At 45.0% G+C, this 19,960-nt stretch carries 18 protein-coding genes; 9 read left to right on the top strand and 9 right to left on the bottom strand.

Going from position 1 to position 19,960, the window contains the following annotated elements; all coding sequences use genetic code 11:
- Window positions 1–227: 227 nt before the first annotated feature.
- On the bottom strand, window positions 228–1,268 hold the full coding sequence (locus NEPTK9_RS06605) for a rhomboid family intramembrane serine protease (RefSeq protein WP_194848046.1): 1,041 nt from the start codon (window positions 1,266–1,268) through the stop codon (window positions 228–230).
- 117 nt (window positions 1,269–1,385) lie between these two features.
- Between NEPTK9_RS06605 and NEPTK9_RS06600 the strand changes: the two genes are divergently transcribed.
- Genes NEPTK9_RS06600 through NEPTK9_RS06590 form a run of 3 tightly spaced genes read left to right on the top strand, consistent with a single transcriptional unit; the run spans window position 1,386 to window position 8,827 of the window.
- Window positions 1,386–1,880 carry a hypothetical protein gene (locus NEPTK9_RS06600; RefSeq protein WP_194848045.1) on the top strand — a complete coding sequence of 165 codons (495 nt, stop codon included), beginning with the start codon at window positions 1,386–1,388 and terminating at the stop codon, window positions 1,878–1,880.
- 33 nt (window positions 1,881–1,913) lie between these two features.
- On the top strand, window positions 1,914–4,517 hold the full coding sequence (locus tag NEPTK9_RS06595) for an ATP-dependent Clp protease ATP-binding subunit (protein WP_194848044.1): 2,604 nt from the start codon (window positions 1,914–1,916) through the stop codon (window positions 4,515–4,517).
- Between the two features lie 29 nt (window positions 4,518–4,546).
- Window positions 4,547–8,827 carry a tetratricopeptide repeat protein gene (locus NEPTK9_RS06590; protein WP_194848043.1) on the top strand — a complete coding sequence of 1,427 codons (4,281 nt, stop codon included), beginning with the start codon at window positions 4,547–4,549 and terminating at the stop codon, window positions 8,825–8,827.
- Between the two features lie 51 nt (window positions 8,828–8,878).
- Here the strand turns inward: NEPTK9_RS06590 and NEPTK9_RS06585 are convergent, their stop codons facing one another.
- Genes NEPTK9_RS06585 through NEPTK9_RS06575 form a run of 3 tightly spaced genes read right to left on the bottom strand, consistent with a single transcriptional unit; the run spans window position 8,879 to window position 11,889 of the window.
- Window positions 8,879–9,355, bottom strand: coding sequence for a hypothetical protein (locus NEPTK9_RS06585; RefSeq protein ID WP_194848042.1), 477 nt, complete (start codon window positions 9,353–9,355; stop codon window positions 8,879–8,881).
- A 4-nt stretch (window positions 9,356–9,359) separates the two neighbouring features.
- Complete coding sequence (sthA, locus tag NEPTK9_RS06580; RefSeq protein WP_194848041.1) at window positions 9,360–10,760, bottom strand: Si-specific NAD(P)(+) transhydrogenase; 1,401 nt, start codon at window positions 10,758–10,760, stop codon at window positions 9,360–9,362.
- 49 nt (window positions 10,761–10,809) lie between these two features.
- The gene (locus NEPTK9_RS06575; RefSeq protein ID WP_194848040.1) at window positions 10,810–11,889 is read right to left on the bottom strand and encodes a hypothetical protein; all 1,080 of its coding nucleotides are present in this window, start codon (window positions 11,887–11,889) and stop codon (window positions 10,810–10,812) included.
- 109 nt (window positions 11,890–11,998) lie between these two features.
- Here NEPTK9_RS06575 and rpmB point away from each other — a divergent pair, with 109 nt between their 5' ends.
- From rpmB to NEPTK9_RS06545, 6 genes are all read left to right on the top strand, one after another.
- Window positions 11,999–12,274, top strand: a complete 276-nt coding sequence (rpmB, locus tag NEPTK9_RS06570; RefSeq protein ID WP_194848039.1) for a 50S ribosomal protein L28 — start codon at window positions 11,999–12,001, stop codon at window positions 12,272–12,274.
- Between the two features lie 167 nt (window positions 12,275–12,441).
- Window positions 12,442–13,320, top strand: a complete 879-nt coding sequence (locus tag NEPTK9_RS06565) for a phospholipase D-like domain-containing protein (RefSeq protein ID WP_194848038.1) — start codon at window positions 12,442–12,444, stop codon at window positions 13,318–13,320.
- Window positions 13,321–13,550: 230 nt separating this feature from the next.
- On the top strand, window positions 13,551–14,045 hold the full coding sequence (locus tag NEPTK9_RS06560) for a hypothetical protein (RefSeq protein WP_228547065.1): 495 nt from the start codon (window positions 13,551–13,553) through the stop codon (window positions 14,043–14,045).
- Between the two features lie 26 nt (window positions 14,046–14,071).
- Window positions 14,072–14,674 carry a MarC family protein gene (locus NEPTK9_RS06555; RefSeq protein WP_194848036.1) on the top strand — a complete coding sequence of 201 codons (603 nt, stop codon included), beginning with the start codon at window positions 14,072–14,074 and terminating at the stop codon, window positions 14,672–14,674.
- Window positions 14,671–15,408, top strand: a complete 738-nt coding sequence (gene truA / locus NEPTK9_RS06550; protein ID WP_194848035.1) for a tRNA pseudouridine(38-40) synthase TruA — start codon at window positions 14,671–14,673, stop codon at window positions 15,406–15,408. Before NEPTK9_RS06555 ends, truA begins: the two co-directional genes overlap by 4 nt.
- A 36-nt stretch (window positions 15,409–15,444) precedes the next feature.
- The gene (locus NEPTK9_RS06545; protein ID WP_420887670.1) at window positions 15,445–16,314 is read left to right on the top strand and encodes a methionyl aminopeptidase; all 870 of its coding nucleotides are present in this window, start codon (window positions 15,445–15,447) and stop codon (window positions 16,312–16,314) included.
- On the opposite strand, the gene NEPTK9_RS06540 is transcribed toward NEPTK9_RS06545, so the two are convergent.
- The 5 genes from NEPTK9_RS06540 to NEPTK9_RS06520 form a co-directional block, all read right to left on the bottom strand.
- Window positions 16,277–16,693: a type II toxin-antitoxin system HicB family antitoxin gene (locus NEPTK9_RS06540; RefSeq protein WP_194848033.1), complete on the bottom strand. Its 417-nt coding sequence runs from the start codon at window positions 16,691–16,693 to the stop codon at window positions 16,277–16,279. The genes NEPTK9_RS06545 and NEPTK9_RS06540 overlap by 38 nt on opposite strands.
- On the bottom strand, window positions 16,683–16,913 hold the full coding sequence (locus NEPTK9_RS10025; protein WP_194848032.1) for a type II toxin-antitoxin system HicA family toxin: 231 nt from the start codon (window positions 16,911–16,913) through the stop codon (window positions 16,683–16,685). The genes NEPTK9_RS06540 and NEPTK9_RS10025 overlap by 11 nt, the downstream gene beginning before the upstream one ends.
- Window positions 16,914–16,980: 67 nt before the next feature.
- Window positions 16,981–18,075, bottom strand: a complete 1,095-nt coding sequence (locus NEPTK9_RS06530) for a coiled-coil domain-containing protein (protein WP_194848031.1) — start codon at window positions 18,073–18,075, stop codon at window positions 16,981–16,983.
- The gene (locus NEPTK9_RS06525; RefSeq protein ID WP_194848030.1) at window positions 18,068–19,438 is read right to left on the bottom strand and encodes a M20/M25/M40 family metallo-hydrolase; all 1,371 of its coding nucleotides are present in this window, start codon (window positions 19,436–19,438) and stop codon (window positions 18,068–18,070) included. The genes NEPTK9_RS06530 and NEPTK9_RS06525 overlap by 8 nt, the downstream gene beginning before the upstream one ends.
- A gap of 180 nt (window positions 19,439–19,618) precedes the next feature.
- Entirely contained in the window at window positions 19,619–19,846 is a 228-nt protein-coding gene (locus NEPTK9_RS06520; RefSeq protein WP_194848029.1) for a hypothetical protein, read from the bottom strand.
- Window positions 19,847–19,960 lie beyond the last annotated feature (114 nt).

Below are 19,960 nucleotides of genomic sequence, written 5' to 3'. Positions count from 1 at the left end.
TCTATTCAGATTAATGGGATGGCCAATGATTATTGGCGATACCATATATCTAAGGAAAGAGAGAGGCTGTATGGATCTTTTATGGAAAGTGAAATGTCAAAATTGGCTGCCTAATGCTTCCCAACTGATTTACTACACACCCAAATCCTGAAAACTGAGGGCTACCATTTTTAATGGGAAGAGATGAAGTGATTTGCAAAGGCTACTTTGATCAAATCAGCGAAGCACTACTCACTAGGATTGAATCCCTTGTTTAAGAACTCAATATCATCATCAAGGGCAGCGATTTCAACATCATAACGGTCTGTGTTTTCATTAATCGCTTTTAAAACAAGCTGAAAGCGGGTCGAGCACAGGTGGGCATGCTCAGCAAGATAGTCACGGAGCTTAGCCTTATGCCCATGAAGGGCAAGGGTCTTTGCTTGCTCTCCTAGAGAGGCGATTTTTTTCCAGTGCCCCGCAACGGTGTGATTCAAAAAAGCAACCTGCTCACTCATTGAGCCATTTTTGGAATATTCATCTGTCAGGCGATCGATCGCTTCATAAGTGGCAATGACCGCCTCTTGCACCTTTCCAAAACGGATGGCGTCTGAATCTTTGTAAAAAGAGAAAAAAGTCAACGCCGCAAAAGCGGTCATCCCATAAATCACGACATGGGTACAGAGGCTCACCGTTTTTCTTTCGACGTGGTGGCGGATAGAAGGATAGAAGCTATATCCGATCATCACTCCAAAAAGGAGCCCTCCAATGTGCGCTGCATTATCGATCCCTGTACTGCTGAACCCATAGATCACGTTATAGACAACAACGATAAGAATCCTCTTTAAGATGGTATCCCGAACCTCATCAGGGATGAGCTTTGTCGTTAAAAGGGCAATAAAAATGCCAAACAGTCCGAAAATAGCCCCTGAAGCTCCTGCCGAAACAAGGTTCGAGTGGAGATGGAAAGCTAAACTCACTAGTGCTGATAAAACCCCTGAAGAGAGGTACCCCGTGAGAAACCGCCCCCTTCCCAAAAAGGGCTCTAGTTGTCGCCCTAAATAGATTAAGGCGTACATGTTCATGAGGAAATGGATCGGTCCAATATGGACAAACATCGAAGTGAAGACCCGCCACCACTCTCCTCTAAGGGTCAGATCTGCAAGGGACCCACCCCAGTTGATCACCTGGTCTGGAGAGGGATCCCAAGCTCCATTGAAAGCCATCAGCCCATACACTAAAGCATTGATCACCACTAAAAGGGTCGTAATGATGGGGAAACGGTGCATCTATGGGTCCTTTTTATAAAGTTTATCCCCAAGCCTACCCCGGAGTGCTACTAATGTCAAATGAGGGAATTTTTTCAATGTTGCAATTCTTGAGCTTGTTTAGGTATAGAAAAAATTATGAACCGACTCATTTGGCTATTTTTACTCATTGCTCCCCTTTACGGGGCTGTTGAAAAAGCCCATTCCCCCACCTTTCGCGCGCTTTCCGGAAAAAACCAAAAGTTTGCAAATCTCCTATACTTAGGCATATGTCGATTTACAAACTTTCGATTTTCTCTCGAAAATCATCGCAAAATCTGGGGAAAGCGCCTTTCTCAACAGCCCCTTGCTGTAGTTCGAGGGCAGAAAAATAAGGAAGACGCGGAGTCCCTCACCGTAGATGAAAACCTCCATAATGGAAAGGTTCTCATCTTAAGCGATGGCTCGACCTGGGAAGTCGCTCCCCAAGATCTCCCTACTTCACAAACCTGGATCTTCCCCTCTCCGCTGAAGGTCGAAAAAAACGGGACAGCTGCTTTTCCCTATCGGATCACCAGCTTGCAAACAGGGTCATCGATCCTTGTCCGCCCCATCGCTCCAATCCAGTCCCCTCAGTTAGATGTGATGCATTGACAAAATCACTTGTCCATTCTAAAATAGTTTTGTATGGATTTTCAATTTACTGAATCGGTGACAAAAGCGCTGAATAGCGCGGTAGAAGAGGCGAAAAAATGGAAGCATACCGAGGTGGCCGAGCACCACCTCTTATGGGCGTTTCTCCAGAAGCCTAACGGCTACTTCTGCACTCTACTCAAAACCTTTGGGGTTGACCGCACCCCTCTTGAAAAAGAGACCACGCAAAAGCTTACCACCTTAGCCACTTATGCAGAAAACGCGCAGCAGCCCGCCTTTAGCCAAACCCTCTATGGGCTGATACGAAAAGCCCATGGACTCATGGAAAAGTGGAACGATAGCTACATCAGTAGCGACCACTTCTTTGCCCTCTTTGCAGAAGGGTGGAAGGGGATCGATCCAAAAAATATCGAAACAAAAATCAAAGAATTTCGGGGAGGACAAACCATGGATTCACCTAGCAGCGAAGAAAGTGTTCAATCACTGGAAAAATATTGCAAAAACCTCACTCACCTAGCAAAAGAAGGGAAACTCGATCCGGTCATTGGCCGGGATGAAGAGATCCGCCGCACCATTCAGGTCCTTTCTCGGCGCACCAAAAACAATCCCCTCCTCATCGGAGAGCCTGGGGTCGGAAAAACAGCGATTGCAGAAGGGCTTGCCCAACGGATTATCCAGGAAGATATCCCCGATTCTTTGAAAGGCAAAGAGCTTTTCTCCCTCGACATGGGAAGTTTGATTGCAGGAACCAAGTTTCGAGGAGAATTCGAAGAAAGGCTCAAAGCGATTCTTAAGGAGGTCGAACAAAGTGAGGGAAACCTCCTCCTCTTTATCGACGAGGTCCACACCCTTGTCGGTGCAGGGGCCACCGATGGCGCCATGGACGCTGCCAACCTCTTAAAACCTGCCCTTGCCCGGGGAACCCTCCACTGTATTGGAGCAACCACCCTTGCCGAATACAAAAAGTATATCGAAAAAGATGCGGCCCTTGAGCGCCGCTTTCAACCGGTCCTGGTTGACGAACCCTCCTGCGAAGATGCAATCACCATTTTGCGGGGACTGAAAGAAAAATATGAAAACTACCACGGCGTCCGCATTAAAGAAGATGCTCTCCATGCCGCTGTCACCCTCTCTCACCGCTATATCAGTGACCGCTTTCTTCCCGATAAGGCGATCGATTTGATCGATGAAGCGGCCTCGATGATCCGGATGCAGATTGGAAGTCGCCCTCTCCCGATCGATATCAAAGAGCGGGAGCTAAGCTCTCTCATCGTCAAAAAAGAGGCCCTTAAACGGGAAAAAGGGAGCGACACCAAGGAACTCGATGGGCAAATCGCTGAGGTGCAAGAAGAGCTTGCCGCCTTAAAAGAGCGGTGGAACCAAGAGAAAAAGGTTCTCGAAAATGTCAATAAAAAGAAGGGAAAGCTCGAGCAGCTCCGCTTTCAAGAAGAGGAAGCAGAAAGAAATGCCGACTTCAACAAAGTGGCAGAGATCCGCTATAGCGCCATCCCCGACCTTGAAAAAGAGATCGAGGATGAAGAAAGCGCCCTTAAATCCCAAGCAAACCGCCTCCTCCAAGAAGAGGTCGATGAAGAGCTCATCGCCCAAATCGTCGGGAAGTGGACTGGGATTCCGGTAACTAAGATGCTTGAGGGAGAAGCCGAGCGCCTCCTATGTCTGGAAGAGACCCTCCACGGGCGAGTCATCGGACAAGACATCGCGATCGATGCGGTGTCTGAAGCGATCCGCCGTTCCCGCGCTGGCCTTAGCGATCCCAATCGCCCCATGGGAGCTTTTCTCTTTGTGGGCCCCACAGGAGTGGGAAAAACCGAGCTTGCCAAAGCCCTTGCCGAGCAACTCTTTAACCAAGAAGAGGCGATCATCCGCCTCGACATGTCGGAGTACATGGAAAAGCATAGCGTCGCCAAGCTGATCGGCTCCCCTCCCGGCTATGTCGGCTTCGAGGAAGGAGGGCAGCTCACCGAAGCGATCCGCCGCCGCCCCTACTCCGTCGTCCTTTTCGATGAGGTCGAAAAAGCCCACAGCGATGTCTTTAACATCCTCCTCCAAATCTTCGATGATGGACGGATCACCGACAGCAAAGGGAGAACCGTTAACTGCAAAAATGCCCTCTTTATCATGACCTCAAACCTCGGAAGCGAACAGCTTCTCCACCACAAAGGAGCGCTGACTAAAGAGACGGTCCTTTCGATCGTTGACCCCGTCATTAAAGGGCACTTCCGCCCCGAGTTTATCAACCGCCTGGATGAAATCCTCCCCTTCCTCCCCTTGCAGGAAAAAGACATGGAAAAGATCGTCCTGATCCAGCTCCAACAGGTCGAAAAACGGCTTGAAGAACGGGAGATTACCTTAAGCTGGACAGCCGATGTTCTGGCCCACCTGGCAAAAGAGGGATATGATCCCATTTTTGGAGCGCGCCCCTTGAAAAGACTTGTCCAACAAACGGTGGTCAATATGCTCTCTAGCGCGATTCTCAAAGGAGAAGTCGAAGCGGGTGATACGATCGAGCTTCAGTTTGTTGAAAAAACTTTAATGTATAAGAAGATCGACCATGAACCTCATGACACACATATCCCCCCTGAAACAAGAGATCAAACACCACGAAAAAAAAATTGATTTTTTTAACACAGTAAATCTGAGGAGATATGGCATCATCTAGCGATATTATCTACCATTTTAAGCAAAAAGACTATGAAATCATTTTTAGAACAGCCTTGAATAAAGGGGTTGTTGGGGATTACCGAGCAAATTCAAAAGAAGTTGAAACCTACCCTGTTCAATCACCGACTGACTCTATCCTTGATGGAAAATTGGTTTTAGAACTAGTGAGTCAAAACTATATACCGACGATTAAAGAGAAAAAAATCGTATGGACACGTCTCCAAGATCCTCTCTTAAATCATTTTGAAATTCATTCAACCCCAATCAGAAACAACCCACCAAAAAAAATCAAAGACGAAGAGGGGTACTACTACCAGCACCTTCAAAAAGGGTTTGACTCTAAAAATTTAGCTATCCAACTTTCTTGCCTTGAAAAACTAGGTCAGATCTACTTAGATCGTAAAGATTTTACAAATGCCCTCCAGTTATTCAATGGAGCTTTATGTCTATGTAAAAAAACGCAGGCAACCGAAATTTCTAAGCTCTCCAATCAACTAGAAAAAACGAAAAAACTTTATTTAAGTCATTATTTAGATCCTAAAGTTGCCGAAAACTACCAAGATGAAACCGCTAAATACCGGCACTACCTCGAATCAATCAGAAACCACCTTAAAGAAGATCTAAAAGGGGGAGTCTCCCCTGGAGAAATTCAGTGTAAACTAACAGAAAAATTCAAAGACTTAATTCGCCTTATTGTTTCAAAAGCGGTTCAGTTCATTGGCCCTCCACCGACTAAATTTGCAGTTTTTGGACTCGGTTCAATGGCACGTTATGAAATGTCCCCCTATTCCGATGTTGAGTTTGGGTTTGTTATTGAAGAGGATAGCGAACCTCACAGAAAATACTTTAGGAAATTAAGCCACCTAGTCGAATTAAGTATCTTAAGCCTTCAAGAAACAGAGTTTCTTATTATTCGAGAGCGAAAAGTTGGAGATAAGTGGATTGAGGGCCATAGTTTTACCCCAAGTGGTTTCTCAATGGATAAAGGGCTCTCCCCTAGAGGGATGGAGGGGTCTTATGAGTTAATAGGGAGCCCCGATGCTTTAGCCCGTTTCCAAAGCCCCAGGTCTGCTGTAGAGAACATCATATTGACAAATAGCATGGCAACAACAACCTTTGTGTATGGGCACAAGTCGATCTTTGAAGAGTACCAAAAAAAGGCCGCTTCAACCCTCAAACCCCTTGCTAAAGAGCGCGCCATTACCCTTATCCGCGACCATCTAAGGGAATTTCGCCCTTACCTTGAAGAAAATAGAGCTGCCCTAATGAGTTTTGATGCTAAAAAAGACTTCTATCGCCCCATTCAAATGATGGTTAGTGGCCTTACGCTCTATTACGGAGTCGATGAAGAACCTGTCATCAATAAACAGGAAAGGACTGCAGGAAGCACCCTCCTTGGAATTCAGAAGCTCGAAAAAAAAGGAATTTTTACCCAAAAAAATAGTCATTACCTTCAAAAGGTTCTTCAGCAAGCCACTGGGTGGCGTCTTAAAACCCAACTTTACTATGGTGAAGAAAAAGAGATCCTATCCTATGTCAAGCCAAAAAAACGATCGGAAAAATCTCTCTATTCCATTACCAATGAAGAAGCAACCGCTCTTTTAGAGGCTTACCGTGTATTGATCCCCTTTCAAAAGGCAATGACTCGGTTTATCAACAATCCCGATCTCTCTTTTCCCTCTCTTCTACTCTATGATAAAAAAATTGGAAAATACTCTAAGGAAACCGAAGCATCTTATAAATATGCTGATGCTGCAGTTGAAGCTGCCCGGTTTGCAGCCCTCAACCCAAACAATCTTTATGGGCCAAAGATCTTAAGACAAATCAAGGAAAACCAAGGAGAACTAAAAGAAGCATTAGTTCAGGCAAAGCAGCATGAAAAACTTGCCATAGAGTTGATAGAAAAGCTTGATGAAGGGAAGATTTCCTATGATAACCTTCCGGACAGTTTTTTATTAAGAAGTGATATGCGGTATGCTAATAATCCTGTCATGCAAGGTGCTTTTATCAAAAAATGTGTTGATGAAATCTGGGTTGGAATAGGAGACCTTTACCTAAAAATGGGTAAAAAAGGTAAGGCTGAGAAATATTATCAACGCTCTTTGGATCTGTATAAAACAGGTAAGTTCGACCTCTCGCTACACACACCCAAGGTGTACCATAGGCTTGGGGTGATTTATTATGAGCAGGGAAGATTAAAAAAAGCAATAGAAGTCTTAGAGCTATGTATATCCACCTATAAGAATAAGCCTACAGGAACCAATCTTGAAGCGGATGAGATCGCTCAAACCCTCTTTTACTTGGGTCTTGCTTATAAGGATGTTGGGAACACATTAAAGGCCGAGGATTCTTTTTCGATGTATATTGCAATAAAAGAATCTAGATACACATTTGCAGTTTCAGCATATGGGGCTTATGAATTAGGGCTTGCCTATTGCAAAATAGGCATTCCAGAAAAGGCAATTGCCTACTTAAATGAAACTGTCGAAAAGATGGATAAGGAGACGATCTTTTCTGAACCAAAAAAGGCTGATGTCTTTTCATACCTAGCCGATGCTTATAAAGAGATCGGCTCTTACGAAAAAGCCGCTAGATTTTATAAAAAGCTTTTAACCCTTCAAAACCTTTTTTACGGGGATATACCGAACATCTATAGAATAAAAACATTGATGAACTTGGGGGAGTGTTTTACTTATTTAGACAATAAGAAAGAAGCAAAGAATTATCTTCATCAAATCTTGGAAATATATAAAGAAAACTTTACAGAAAAACCTTCGAATAAAATTTGGGCATTAGCTTTTTTAGCAAAACTATACGCTACTCAGAAGGATAAGAAAAAAGGAGAGGAGTATTTCAACAAAGTTTTAGACGAGCTCGAAGTATTCCAATTTTCTTCAAATAAAAAGCTTGCTTCTGATGTTTTAACAGATCTAGCCGGATTCTATCGAAAAAGAGGGGATAAGAATAAAGAAGCTGAGTGTAATGAAGTGTTTAGACAAAAAACAAAACAATCAATAGAAAAACCGAACCAATCCTCTAGCTCTTCTTCTATACAGATAAAAAAATCTATTTATGCAGATTTAGTAAAAGGAGGATTTAACAGTCACTGTATAGTCCAGGATGAACTGGTTCAAAAGTTTCTTATCGAAAAGATGCTTGAAACCTCCCAACAAAAGCTGAACTTTTATGATGCCTGGTATTTTGCAGATAAAGATCTTTTAAAGGTTATCGAAAAAAAATACAAATCCCTTATTACCTTAGATCTAAGAGGAACTGAAGTTACATTTAAGTCTCTTGAAATGCTTGCTAAGAAGTGCACCCAGTTAAAGGAACTCTATCTTCCAAGCGTTAAAAAAATCGAGCAAAGTGGTCTCATCTATTCAAGCTCTATTTTTTTTCCCAACCTTCAGGCCCTTTACTTTAACAGCTGGTTTTTAAATCGAATAAAGCTAAGGGCTCCCAAGCTTAAAACACTTACCTTTAACTCAAAGGGAGGCTTTATGGGAAAAATAGAAGCATTAAAACTCGATACTCCTAACTTAGAGCAACTCAATTCCTCCCTAATCGATGGTAGAATATGGGAATGGGCTCATTACTTTGGAGAGCTACGTCAAATTCCCCCACTCCCTGTAGGCATGGATAAACTTTTAAAAAGCCCTTGCCCCTTTTTTAAGGGTAAAAAAATTGAGGAAACACATAGGTTCATTTTCATGCCAGAAACAGTCAATGGAAAAAGCTATAGCCTTCCTTATCTCGATGAATTGGTAAAACGGCGTCGCGTCAATAAGGGGCGTCATATATTTAGAGATTTTAATAAGTTTTTCGAATTTTCTCCCCAGCTTGACAAAAGACTTATAAGAGTAAAAAACATTTCGAAAGCCAACACAAAAGGTTACTGGCTTCTTGCAACTAAGCAAATCGTTCCAAATACGATCCAAAAAACACCCGATACCATGGAGAGGATTATTAAACCTTATAACTACCACCTTCCAACAGCGCTTGAAGCAGCAACCTCTTTTACTATGGGATTTTTAACCGAACAAAATGTAGCTTTGAAAGATCCCCTTAAGGTGAATAATGGAAGAGTTTTTACAGCGACTATAACTTCTAGAGAGGGCTCAGAAAGCTCCCACTTTTATGCAGTAGGAACAAGTGAAACTCAATTTACTGCCTTATCTTTGAATGTGATTGGGCGAGGTCTCCAAAGAACTGCAACGAAAGACATAGGAGCCATTGCAGTCAAACGGCTAGCTCCAGGTCAATAAAGATTAACTTTGGAATGAGTGGCAGTTTAAGCAAAAAGTGACTCAATGAAATTACTTTGACTGTGGATTCATAAACTCTTCAAACTGCTCTTGAAGCACCGAAGGAACCACCTCTTTAATCCCCTTCTTGTCGTACATCAAAAAGTAGCTGCAGGCGATCATCGTTCCAAGGGCCGGGCTAAAGAGTGAAACCAAAAGGGCAATGGCGCAGATAGCCGCCCGCTTTAGGTTTAAGTAGCGGCGGGCAAAAAAGGTTTTCAGCTTATAGATTTTAAAGCCTGAGAGAAGGTTTAGAGCTAAAGAGCTAAAGAAAAGGGCAATCGTATACGCGCCCCAAAAAAGATCGGTGACAAGGAGGATAAAAAAGAAAAGGCGCGCTGCAATCGTTGCAAAAAGGTGACCCTTTTCCTCTTCTTGTCTATGTCGTCCGCGCAAGGTGGCTTCAGAGATATGGGTCGAGAGCTCAATTTTAGGTCCCCCTTCCCTCTTCTGCTTCTCGACATGTTCATAAATGTCATAGATGGGCATAGGATTATTTCCTGTGTTTCACCTTGTTAAAGCCGTTGAGAGCGGCGATCCGGTATCCTTCGGCATACGTAGGGTAATTAAACACCTGATCGATAAAATAATCAATCTTTGCGTTAAAAGTCATCGCCACTTGACCAATATGAATCACCTCTGTCGCTTCTCGTCCAATGATATGGATCCCCAAAATTTCTAACGTATCAGCATGAAAAAGGATCTTGAACATTCCTGGATCATTTCCAGCAATCGTATTTTTAGAGATCTCATAATAGTAGGCCCGTCCCACCTCATAGCGGAAACCCAGTTTTTTCAGTTGCTCTTCGGTGTAACCACACGAAGAGATCTCAGGGATGGTGTAAATTCCAATCGGATAAAAGGTGGGGAAGTGGTGGGTTTCAGCGCCAAAAGCATGGCGGGCAGCAAGGCGCCCTTGCTCCATACTTGTTGACGCGAGCGACGGCCCCCCAATCACATCGCCCACCGCATAGATGTTAGGAACGATCGTCTGAAAAAGGGCATTGACCGGGATATATCCCTTGCTATCGACAGAGATCCCCACATTTTCAATATGAAGATGGTCGACATTGGCCACCCGCCCCAATGCATACAGAAGAACATCTCCCTTTAAAACCATCCCATCACTAAACCTTAACTCGACTCGATCGGGATGGCGGGTGATCTCTTCAAACTCCCGATTTCCCAAAAACTTAAGCCCAATCGTCCCCAAAGCATTTTGAAGATGCATCCCAATTTCCTTATCGAGATAAGGAAGAATCTGCTCTTTTTTATCGACGACAATAACCTCGGTCCCCAAAGCCGCAAAAAAACTCGCATACTCCGAACCAATAATCCCCCCACCCAAAACGATCATCTTTTTGGGAAGCTGATCGATTGACAAAAGGCGGGTCGAGTCGAGCACCCGCTCCTTATCGAAGGGAACATTTTTCGGATTGCGCGGCTTGGACCCCGTGGCAATTAAGATCTTTTCCCCCGTCACCATATGGGTGAGGTGGTGGTTTTCATCCAAAACAGCGATCTGGTTCGGCCCTTCAAAGTGAGCAAGCCCTTGCACCCACTTAATCTCATTTCTTTCAAACTGCTTTTGAAACTGCCCCACCTGCTCTTCGGTCACCTGATTTAAGCAGTAGTTGAGATCATTAATGGAGATATCATAAGCAGGAACCTCCTGCTTTGCATAGTAGCTTTTCTTATGAAAGTCGGTGAGGTTGAGAATCGCCTCACGGAGCGATTTTGAAGGGATCGTTCCCGAGTGGAGACAGCTCCCTCCCGGCGTCGGATACTTCTCGATTATCACAACCGATTTCCCCAACTTTGCCGCTTGGATCGCCCCCTTTTGACCTGCCGGTCCCGACCCAATCACCACCAAATCTGCGTAGAGCTCTTCCAAAATTGCACCTCAAGGATGCATATACACCCTCAAGAGCAAAAAGCCAAGCTTATTTCTTTTCAGGAGCTAGCCATAGCTTCCTGAGTTTTTTTCCTACGGGTTGCTGAGCTGTTTCAAGAGATTTAATAACCTCCTCGAGGTAGTCCTTGTAATTGGGCGCCTCAGAACATCGTTTAAAAATACCTCCAGAAGCTTCTTGAACATTAAAAGCTATTTGGTTTTTCTCAATGGCATGACAAATCGCATAAATCATCCCATCTAGATCAGAAATGTCGAGCAGTTTATTTAATAAGTTTTGATCGCAGAACTCATGTTCAAAAAAGAAGTTTACCATCTTTCTGCACACTTTTTCTTTTTCCAAATCTTCTAGTGAGCAAATCTTAGAGTTAAACACCCGAATAGTTATCTTTATAGGTTGGTCTATCTGAGAAAAAGGTTCTTGAAGTAGAAGGTTCCAAGCATTAAGCTGCAAATCCAATGACTCAAATGTTTTTTTCTTAATATACTTAAAGACATACTCCCAAGATCCTTGATACCGACAATAGGCCTTTACAAAGCCTAAAAATAGATTAGGGTATTTTTTTGACGCGTTAAGATTCTCTTTATAAGAACCTCTTCCTTTCTTTGCTTTGCCGGCTTTGTCTTCATTCAACTTATTAAGCCGCTTTTGTAGCTCGGTTTTAGAAAGCTCCTTCATCTCTTTAGAGTGATCTCTTATCCAAAGAGGAGTCTCCTGCTGATTATTAAAGCTAACTCCTGTCTGAAGAGGAGGAGGATGCAAAGGAGGCTGATAGTAAATAGCGCGCGCCAAAAAGCCTGTCAAGCAGTGAACAGCTCCCCAAATAGCAGTGGCACGCCCCCACTCTTCCCAAGAAGCTTCCTTTTTCCACACTGCAAACAGCATCACCACAAAAGGTAACGCATTACAACAGGGGAAGACATTTTCTTCTCCCCAACGCTCATTTAGGTTCTCCTCAAAGTGGGGACGGAAGGCCTGAAAAGCAGCAGAAGCGATCATCCCCACCTTTTGAAGGGTGGAAATTTCTTTTTTACTCGCAAGCAAGCCAACCCCATTAAGAATAACGAGACTCACGCTCGGCATATAGCTGTTTGGAGGGAGTGTTGCCATTTTTACCTTAGGTTCAACGGCAAGTGTACCACAGAATTTCTTTAAACAAAACTTCTTGAAGGAAATTCCTTGGGGTGTTATGATTGCTAGAAAAATAAAGGTTTAACAGATGTCTAAGAAATGTCAGGTGACGGGGAAAAAGCCTCGTCGAGGAAAAAGTTACTCGATCCGCGGGATCGCTAAGAAGAAGAAAGGGATCGGTCTGAACGTCACAGGAACGGTCAAGCGCCGCTTTCTCCCTAACTTGGTTAAAAAAAGATTTTGGTTTTCTGAAGAAAACCGCTTCATCACCTTGAAGCTTTCAACAAGCGCGATGCGAACCATCGACAAGCGGGGCCTAAGCGCCGTTGTTCGCGAGCTCCGTGCTCAAGGCCAACACATTTAGTACCCCGTGTCAAAAGTCTTTAATCCAATTTGGCTCATCTTTTTGGCCCTGAAGACCTCTCAAAATCTCGCCTTGTCTTTTGGACAATGCTCTCGATTTTTCAAGGCCACCAGAACCAGAAATCTGAGTGCAAATTGAATCAAAGCCTTCTAAAACGGAGTACTCTCTTGCCAGCGCTCCTTTGCGCTGGCCTTGTTTTTTACGCAACTTGGGTTCCCCTACCCACAGAAAAGACCCCCTTCCACCTTTACTCCACAGATAAGCGCGATGACCTCAAAAAAACGTTGCTATCAGCTCTAAAAAGGGCTAAACACTCGATCACCCTCCACACCTATGCCCTCACCGATCAAGCGGTCCTCTCCCTTCTTAAAAAAAAGGGTGAAAAAGGGATGCTCGTCCACCTCTACTACCACAAAAAAGCCTCCCCTGAGCTGGAAACACTCGAGTGGAAAAATGTCCATTTTCACCCGATCAAGGGGCGGGGACTGATGCATGAAAAGATCTGGATCATCGATCAAAAGACCCTTTTTCTAGGGTCGGCTAACCTCACGACCTCCTCCCTGAAGATGCATGACAACCTTATGGTGGGGCTCTATGCCCCCGCGCTTGCAGAGGCCCTAAGCCAGAAACGGGTTGAGGAAAGGGTTCTGGAGGTCGGAGGACGGAGCCTCCACTACTTCTCCCTCCCGAGCCAAAAAGGGCTGGAGGCCCTTTTAGAGGCCCTTGACCAGGGGGAAAGGGAGGTTTCCGCAGCTCTTTTTACCTTTACCCACCCCCTCCTTGTTAAGAAACTTATTGAACTCCACGAGCGAGGGGTGAAGGTCTCTCTCACTCTCGACCGAACCACCTCTCATGGGGCAAGCAAAAAGGCACTAGAAGCCTTAGAAGAAGCGGGGATACGGGTAAAGATCAGCTCAGGGCTCCAGCTCTGCCACCATAAATGGGCCCAGATCGATCAAAAAATTCTTATTATCGGATCGGCCAATTGGACCGCTGCTGCTTTTGAAAAGAACAGAGACTTTATTTTAATAATAAAAATGAAATAATAAAGTTTTTGTTGTTATTGAATTATAAATACATCTAACTTTATAATAATTAACAAAAGAGTTTGTAGGTGATTATGGAAGGACTTTTTTTTAGTTTAGATCGAAGTAGTTGGAATCTTCCCAAGATAAATACCAAGATAATTGACAGAAGATTTTTTAAACCGCTCGGGGCGCTCATTTCGATACTTGGAGCTCCGAAAAACGTTAAAAAAACTTTGAAAAACGCGCAAGTGCTTGAGAATGCTTATAAATATGCAAAAGGTGAGCTCGATTTCTTCAAGGTAGAAGCTCTGAAAGAAATTGTTAAAAAACTCAAGAATATCGATCCTTCGAGTAAGGAATCGCTAGGAACTTTTGCTCAAGCGACCCTTCTTCTTAAAACCTATGCCTCTTTCCTTGGAAGGACGATCCCTTTAGCAGGTCTTTTAGTCCCCTTGTCTCAACTCTACTTAAAAAGTGGGAATGTCACCAAGTCGTTTGAAGCGTGGATGAAAACAAATCATTGGAATGAAAACTACGAAGCGCTCATTGACCTCGTTAAAGCTTCTACTTCTTGCTTGATCCCTATGATTGAGCTGATGGCTTATGGAGCTCTTTTTGTCATCCCTGGAATGTTCATCTTCCCCATAACAGCCTCCTTGGCTATGATTACCCTTTACGAGTGTTACCAGGAAGAGTGCAAAGAAAACCCTGAATTTCAAAAGCAACTTCTCTCTATCTTTTAAACAGAGGGTTTGGCATATGTAAGGAGATGGACTACTATCTCCTTTTAGAAACAACCTTTGCCCTTTTTATTTTGATGGACTCGGTGGGAAACATCCCCATCTATATGGCCGTTTTAAAAGAGGTCCCTACAAAACGGCAGATCTTTATTATCATACGGGAACTCCTGATCGCCCTTGTCACAATTATCCTCTTTGCCTTTTTGGGAGAATACCTCCTCGATATCTTAAAAATTGGGCAAGAGACTATTATGATTGCAGGGGGGGTTGTCCTCTTTATCATTGCTCTAAAGATGATTTTTCCCAAGGGAGAAAGTTCCTTTGCAGAAGGGTCTATCCAAGGGGAACCCTTTATCGTCCCCCTGGCGATCCCTCTGATTGCAGGTCCTTCTAGCTTGGCTGCGGTGATGATCTATTCTCACCAAGAGCCGATGTCCCTTGTCGTTGGAGCGATCTGCCTGGCTTGGCTCCTCACCCTGATTGTTCTCATCGGCGCCCCTTTCCTCAAAAAAGTCCTTGGCGTCAAAGCCATCTCTGCCTGTGAGCGACTCATGGGTCTCCTTCTAACCCTCATGGCCGTTCAAATGTTTCTCGAAGGAATTGCCCAGTTTGTGCTATCCTGTTCCACATGAACATTAAATTAGTCATTGCCTATGATGGGACCGACTTTTTCGGCTGGCAGGAGTCGAGTGATGGCCCCTCGATCGAAGGAACCCTTCGCGAGGTCCTCGAAAAGATTTACCAAGAGCCCATGACCTTGCAAGCAGCTTCTCGGACCGACGCAGGGGTCCATGCCGAGGGGCAAGTGGTCAATTACCGGACCGAGAAGAAAAAAGAGCTCAGCCGTCTAAAAATTAGCCTCAATCAGCTCCTTCCAAAAACGATCCGGGTGACAAGTCTTGAAGAGGTGGACGATACCTTCCATCCCACCCTCGATAATGTGGGCAAGGAGTATCACTACCACCTTTCGCTTGGTGGTGTCGCATCCCCCTTCCACCGCCACATCGCGTGGCATATCCACACCCCTCTCGATATTGCGCGGATGAAAGAAGCCGCTCCCCTCTTTATCGGCACCCACGATTTTGCCACCTTTGCCAATGCCTGCGACCCTAAGCCAAAAAAGACCATCCGCACCTTAACCTCCCTTGAGATAAAAGAGGAATGCCCCCTTTTGCAGATTGCGGTAAGAGGAACGAATTTTCTTTATAAAATGGTTCGGAACATTGTTGGAACCCTCGTCTATATTGGCCAGGGAAAGCTTTCGTTAGAAGAGGCCCGCCTTCTCATCGAAAAAAAAGACCGCACCCTTGCAGGACCTGCAGCACCCGCCCATGGGCTGACCCTTAAGAAAGTTTTTTATCCCTAGACAAAACAACCCTATTCTCCTATAATTCGCTCCATGATTGCAAGAAATGATCCCTGCTGGTGTGGAAGTGGTAAGAAATGGAAGAAGTGTCACCACCCTTTCCACGCTCCCGAGACCTTTGAAACGGTCAAAAATGATTACTATAAAAACTATCAGATCATCCTAAAAACCCCTGAGCAAATCGAAGGGATCCGGCGAGCCTGCAAGCTTTCTGCTAACATCCTCAAAAAGGTTTGCGCGATGGCTAAAGAGGGGGTCACCACTCAAGAGCTCGATGACTATGCGGTCCAACTTCATAAAGAAGCGGGAGCTACTCCTGCTCCTCTCGGCTATGGTCATCCCCCCTTTCCTAAGGCGATCTGCACCTCCCTTAACGAAGTGATCTGCCATGGGATTCCCAACGATGAACCTCTAAAAGAAGGGGACATCATGAACATCGACACCACTGCTATTTTAGGGGGGTACTACGGCGACTGTAGCGCGATGGTCTCGATCGGCCCCATCTCCGAGGAAAAGCAAAAGGTAGTCGATGTCTCGTACGAGTGTCTCATGCGCTCGATCAAGATCTTAAAGCCTGGTCTTCCCCTTTCTGAGATTGGAAAAACGATTGAGGACTACGCGACTTCAGAAGGGTGCTCGGTGGTCAATCAGTTCGTTGCCCATGGGGTAGGAATCGAGTTTCATGAGGCGCCTCAGATCCCCCACTGCTATAACAACCTCGATATTCCCCTCGCCGCTGGAATGACCTTTACGATCGAGCCGATGATCAACGCCGGCGTCCGCTCAGGAACCATCGATCCCAACGACCACTGGACCGCCCGCACCGACGACGGGAAGGCAAGCGCCCAGTGGGAACATACCGTCCTCATCACCGATGACGGGTACGAGATTCTGACTCTGCCCTAGCCAATCCGAACTCTTCAATCCCTCGATCAAGAAGAGAGTCCAAGGTTTTGCTGAGCGATTTATTTTCTTGAAGGGCAATTTTGCTTAATAAATAATGTCTCTCAGCAGTGGTTCTATAAGAGATATTCCCTTTGAATTTCTTTTTGTCAATTGGCTCTGGAATGGGATCTCCCTGCTTTAGATAGAGCTTGATTGCAGCTTTAATGGCTTCTTTAATTTCCTCTATCCCTTCTTCAATGGTTTCTGCATCGGTGCAGACACCAGGAAGCTCATTCACACGTATGACGTAGTACATCTTTCGGTTATAAGTTTCCTGCTCTACTGTATAACTCCACTTTAAGTTAAGATAGTAGCTGAGATTTTTTTTCTTAGTAGCCATGATCCCTCAATACCTCCTTGACATCTCTAATTTGATAGGGAAGCAGCTGAGGTCTTTTTTTAATAGAAATATTTTTCGAATATCCTTTCTTTCTAAAAACGTGGTGCGAACCACAAGATATCACCTCAAAACCCAAGTTCTTCAAAAGCCGCTCTGCATCACTATAAGAAATAGACCGATTTTGAAGAACCTTTTGTATTAGCTTCTCTACTTTGCCCATACACATATGATATCACAATTGATATCATATGTAAAGATAAAAGTGCAAGCCATTAATAATAAGACGACTAACCTAGCGCGCCCTCTTCCTGGAGCCCCTTCTTGATGACAAAGATCTCCCGCTCGAGGGAAACGAGCTCCGATTTGGTCTTTTCGAAGATCTTCTTTCGCTCTTTGACCCCTAGGGTGAGCTTCTCGACCTCGAAGGCAAGGGCCTCATCGGGGGCCTTGGCAAGGGTGGCCTTCTTCTCCTCAAGGGAGGTTCTGAGCGTTTGGTAGCTTTCTAAGATCTGGTCGTAGCTCTCCTTGATCCTCCCTTTGTCCTTTTCAAGGGCCTCGAGAACTCCCTTTTGATTCGAGGTTTGGGGAGGAGCCACCTTCTTTTGGGAGCGGAAGTACTCGCGCGCTTTTTGGAGCTGCTTTTGGTAGGTTTCGTTGAGAGCGCGGGCTTGGTGGAGCTCAACCCGGTAGGTATTGAGCGTTTTAAGCCTTTCTTTAGAGAGCTCGGCAAAGGTAGCATGCTCTTTTTCTAAGAATGCCAGCCGCTCTTTTTGTCCGTCGAGCTTGTCTTTGAGGATTTCGATTTCGCGGTGCATCTCGAGCGATTCTTTAATGAGCCCATCACTCTGCTTATGGGTTTTGTCTGATTCGATTTGGCTCACTTCAACTAGGTTGAGAAGAGCTTCGACTTCGGAGCGGGAAGAGTGGAGCTCTTCTTTGAGGGTTTCGATCTCCTTTTCTTGAACTCGACTTTCAATCGCTGTTTTTTCTTCGAAGCCTTGGAGGGAAAGTTGGAGATCGGCAACTGCTTTTTCTTTGGCTCTTCGTTGTTTGGCATAGTAGCTTCTAAGCTCTTCCATCGAGAGGAAAGAGATGGTCAGCCCCAGAGCAAGGGAAAGGCCCCAGCCCAGTTCCCAAAAGGACACTTCATAGCGGGAAAAGCGGAAAGAGAGAAACAGGGTAAAGACCATCAGGGTGAGGGCAAACCCTTTAAGGCGATAGTGCCAAGAAAGGATCACTCCTAGGGTGGTGACAGCTGGAAGAAAAGGGCTGGTGCTCAGGGTCATCGTCAGGATGATGAGAAGGGGCCCTAAAAGCATCCAGAAAAGAGGTTTGGTCTCGGAATCAGAAAAATTCGCCCACTTTTTTATCATATCATGCATCGGGGCCTCCCTCGGCAAAGATTTCGAGGAGTTGGGTGATCGACAAAAAGCCTTGTTTAAAACGGTCGAGCCCAAAGTTTTCATTCGGAGCATGAATGCTATCAGAAGGGATCCCCATTCCGATGAGGACAATCTCTCCCCCACAGATCTCGGCAAGTTTTGGGGCGATCGGAATTGTCCCCCCACAAAGCTGACGGCGACACTTTGCACTAAAAATCCGTTCGTAAGCGGCTATCGCCCCTTTAACGGTGGCTGAATCGGGCGCTGTGATCATCGCAGGGGTTCCATGTCCTTTCTCAAAACTCATCCCTATACCTGCAGGGAGATTACTTTTCAAAAAGGTGGCTAATGCCTCGATAATTTTCTCGGGATCTTGCCCGGGAACAAGGCGGCAAGAAAGTTTGACCATCGCCTCTGCGGGAATGATCGTTTTATACCCTTCACCGGTATAACCACTTTCTAGCCCATTGATCTCAAGGGTGGGGCGGACCCAGTTTGACGCGACAAGGGAATAGTCCCCTTCTCCTTGGAACACTTTAATCTCAAAGGGAGCGCTCTCTTTTTTAAGGTCGATCTCCTCATCAAGTCCCTCTAAACCTCCCTCTTTTACCCCATCGTAAAAGTGGGGAACGGTCACTTTTCCCTTCTCATCCCAAAGTTTGCTTAAAGTGGTGGCAAGAGCGCGGGCCGGATTTAAGGCAATCCCCCCAAAGGTTCCCGAGTGAAGATCGGCGTTGCTATTGTGGACAGTCACATTTAAAGAGGCGACACCACGCACCCCTAAGGTGACACCGGGAATCCCCTCTGCATACATATCGAGGTCAACAATGTAGATGTGGTCGGCTTTAAGCGCCTCTTTTTTTTCTTCAGCAATCGCTTCTAACCCGGAGCTTCCAATCTCTTCTTCCCCTTCGATCAAGACTTTAATGTTGACGGGGGCATTTTTGGTCCGTTCTAAAAAGGCGCGGATGGCAAGAAGGGTATAAAATGCCTGCCCCTTGTTGTCGATTGCTCCTCGAGCATAGACCTTATGACCCCTCACCTCTGGTTCAAATGGGGGGCTCTCCCATTTTTCAAGAGGGGCGGAAGGTTGCACATCATAGTGGCCATAAAAAAGGAGGGTGGGGGCTGCATCGCCCGCCTCAAGATGGGAAGCAAAGATAGTGGGGTGACCACTGGTCTCCCACACTTCAGTGTTGAGCCCACTTTTTTCCATATAAGCAACAAGCCAATCCTTACAAGCCAAGAGATCGTTTGTATATGCAGGATCGGTGCTAATACTGGGAAAACGTAAAAATGTGAAAAAGTCTTCTAAAAGGAGCGCACGGTTTTTCTCAAACCAAGCATCATAATCTTCAACCATATTTGTACCCTTTAGGCTTTGTACACGGCAGTTTTTGGAAGGTGAGAGGCGAGCGAGACAAAGTCAGATTTTCTTGAAAGATGAATCCCATGGCCAAAGCGCTATGGGTGAATAAAAAAGGAAATCTGGTAAAGCCTCACTTGTACAAAGCCCTTTAAACTAGGGTACAAGAGATGAGGATTAATCTAAACGGTTTTTGGCTCCATCGACCATACAACCTACCAAGTCAGGATCTCCTTTAACATCCATTTCGATGTTAAACTTTCCATCATCTTCAGAACAGGTAATAAGGACAAAGGATAAGAACTCTTGTGCAAGAGCTTCTTTAAGCTGAGAAACCGTTGAGGGCTTGAAGTTGGCTGTGATAACTTTTCCCATTTTTCCCATTTGGTTGTTTAAATGACCCATTCTTTTCCTCTAGCCTGGCGTGTCAGGAATTAGCTGATTTTCAACATATTTAGGGTTAAGTAAAGTTTCTACTTTCCTTCCTTTGTATTTTTGTGTAAAATGTTTTTTTTTGCA

The sequence above is a fragment of the Candidatus Neptunochlamydia vexilliferae genome (genome assembly GCF_015356785.1).
In the GTDB taxonomy this organism is placed as follows: Bacteria; Chlamydiota; Chlamydiia; order Chlamydiales; family Simkaniaceae; genus Neptunichlamydia; species Neptunichlamydia vexilliferae.
The sequence above is the reverse complement of the archived record's forward strand: the minus strand, read 5'-3'. Positions and strand labels throughout refer to the sequence as shown.

Bases quoted from the DNA above. Each gene is read 5' to 3' on its own strand.
- NEPTK9_RS06605 (WP_194848046.1), bottom strand. From the start codon at position 1,268: ATGCACCGTTTCCCCATCATTACGACCCTTTTAGTGGTGATCAATGCT.
- NEPTK9_RS06600 (WP_194848045.1), top strand. From the start codon at position 1,386: ATGAACCGACTCATTTGGCTATTTTTACTCATTGCTCCCCTTTACGGG.
- NEPTK9_RS06595 (WP_194848044.1), top strand. From the start codon at position 1,914: ATGGATTTTCAATTTACTGAATCGGTGACAAAAGCGCTGAATAGCGCG.
- NEPTK9_RS06590 (WP_194848043.1), top strand. From the start codon at position 4,547: ATGGCATCATCTAGCGATATTATCTACCATTTTAAGCAAAAAGACTAT.
- NEPTK9_RS06585 (WP_194848042.1), bottom strand. From the start codon at position 9,355: ATGCCCATCTATGACATTTATGAACATGTCGAGAAGCAGAAGAGGGAA.
- NEPTK9_RS06575 (WP_194848040.1), bottom strand. From the start codon at position 11,889: ATGGCAACACTCCCTCCAAACAGCTATATGCCGAGCGTGAGTCTCGTT.
- rpmB (WP_194848039.1), top strand. From the start codon at position 11,999: ATGTCTAAGAAATGTCAGGTGACGGGGAAAAAGCCTCGTCGAGGAAAA.
- NEPTK9_RS06555 (WP_194848036.1), top strand. From the start codon at position 14,072: ATGGACTACTATCTCCTTTTAGAAACAACCTTTGCCCTTTTTATTTTG.
- truA (WP_194848035.1), top strand. From the start codon at position 14,671: ATGAACATTAAATTAGTCATTGCCTATGATGGGACCGACTTTTTCGGC.
- NEPTK9_RS06540 (WP_194848033.1), bottom strand. From the start codon at position 16,693: ATGGCTACTAAGAAAAAAAATCTCAGCTACTATCTTAACTTAAAGTGG.
- NEPTK9_RS10025 (WP_194848032.1), bottom strand. From the start codon at position 16,913: ATGGGCAAAGTAGAGAAGCTAATACAAAAGGTTCTTCAAAATCGGTCT.
- NEPTK9_RS06530 (WP_194848031.1), bottom strand. From the start codon at position 18,075: ATGCATGATATGATAAAAAAGTGGGCGAATTTTTCTGATTCCGAGACC.
- NEPTK9_RS06525 (WP_194848030.1), bottom strand. From the start codon at position 19,438: ATGGTTGAAGATTATGATGCTTGGTTTGAGAAAAACCGTGCGCTCCTT.
- NEPTK9_RS06520 (WP_194848029.1), bottom strand. From the start codon at position 19,846: ATGGGTCATTTAAACAACCAAATGGGAAAAATGGGAAAAGTTATCACA.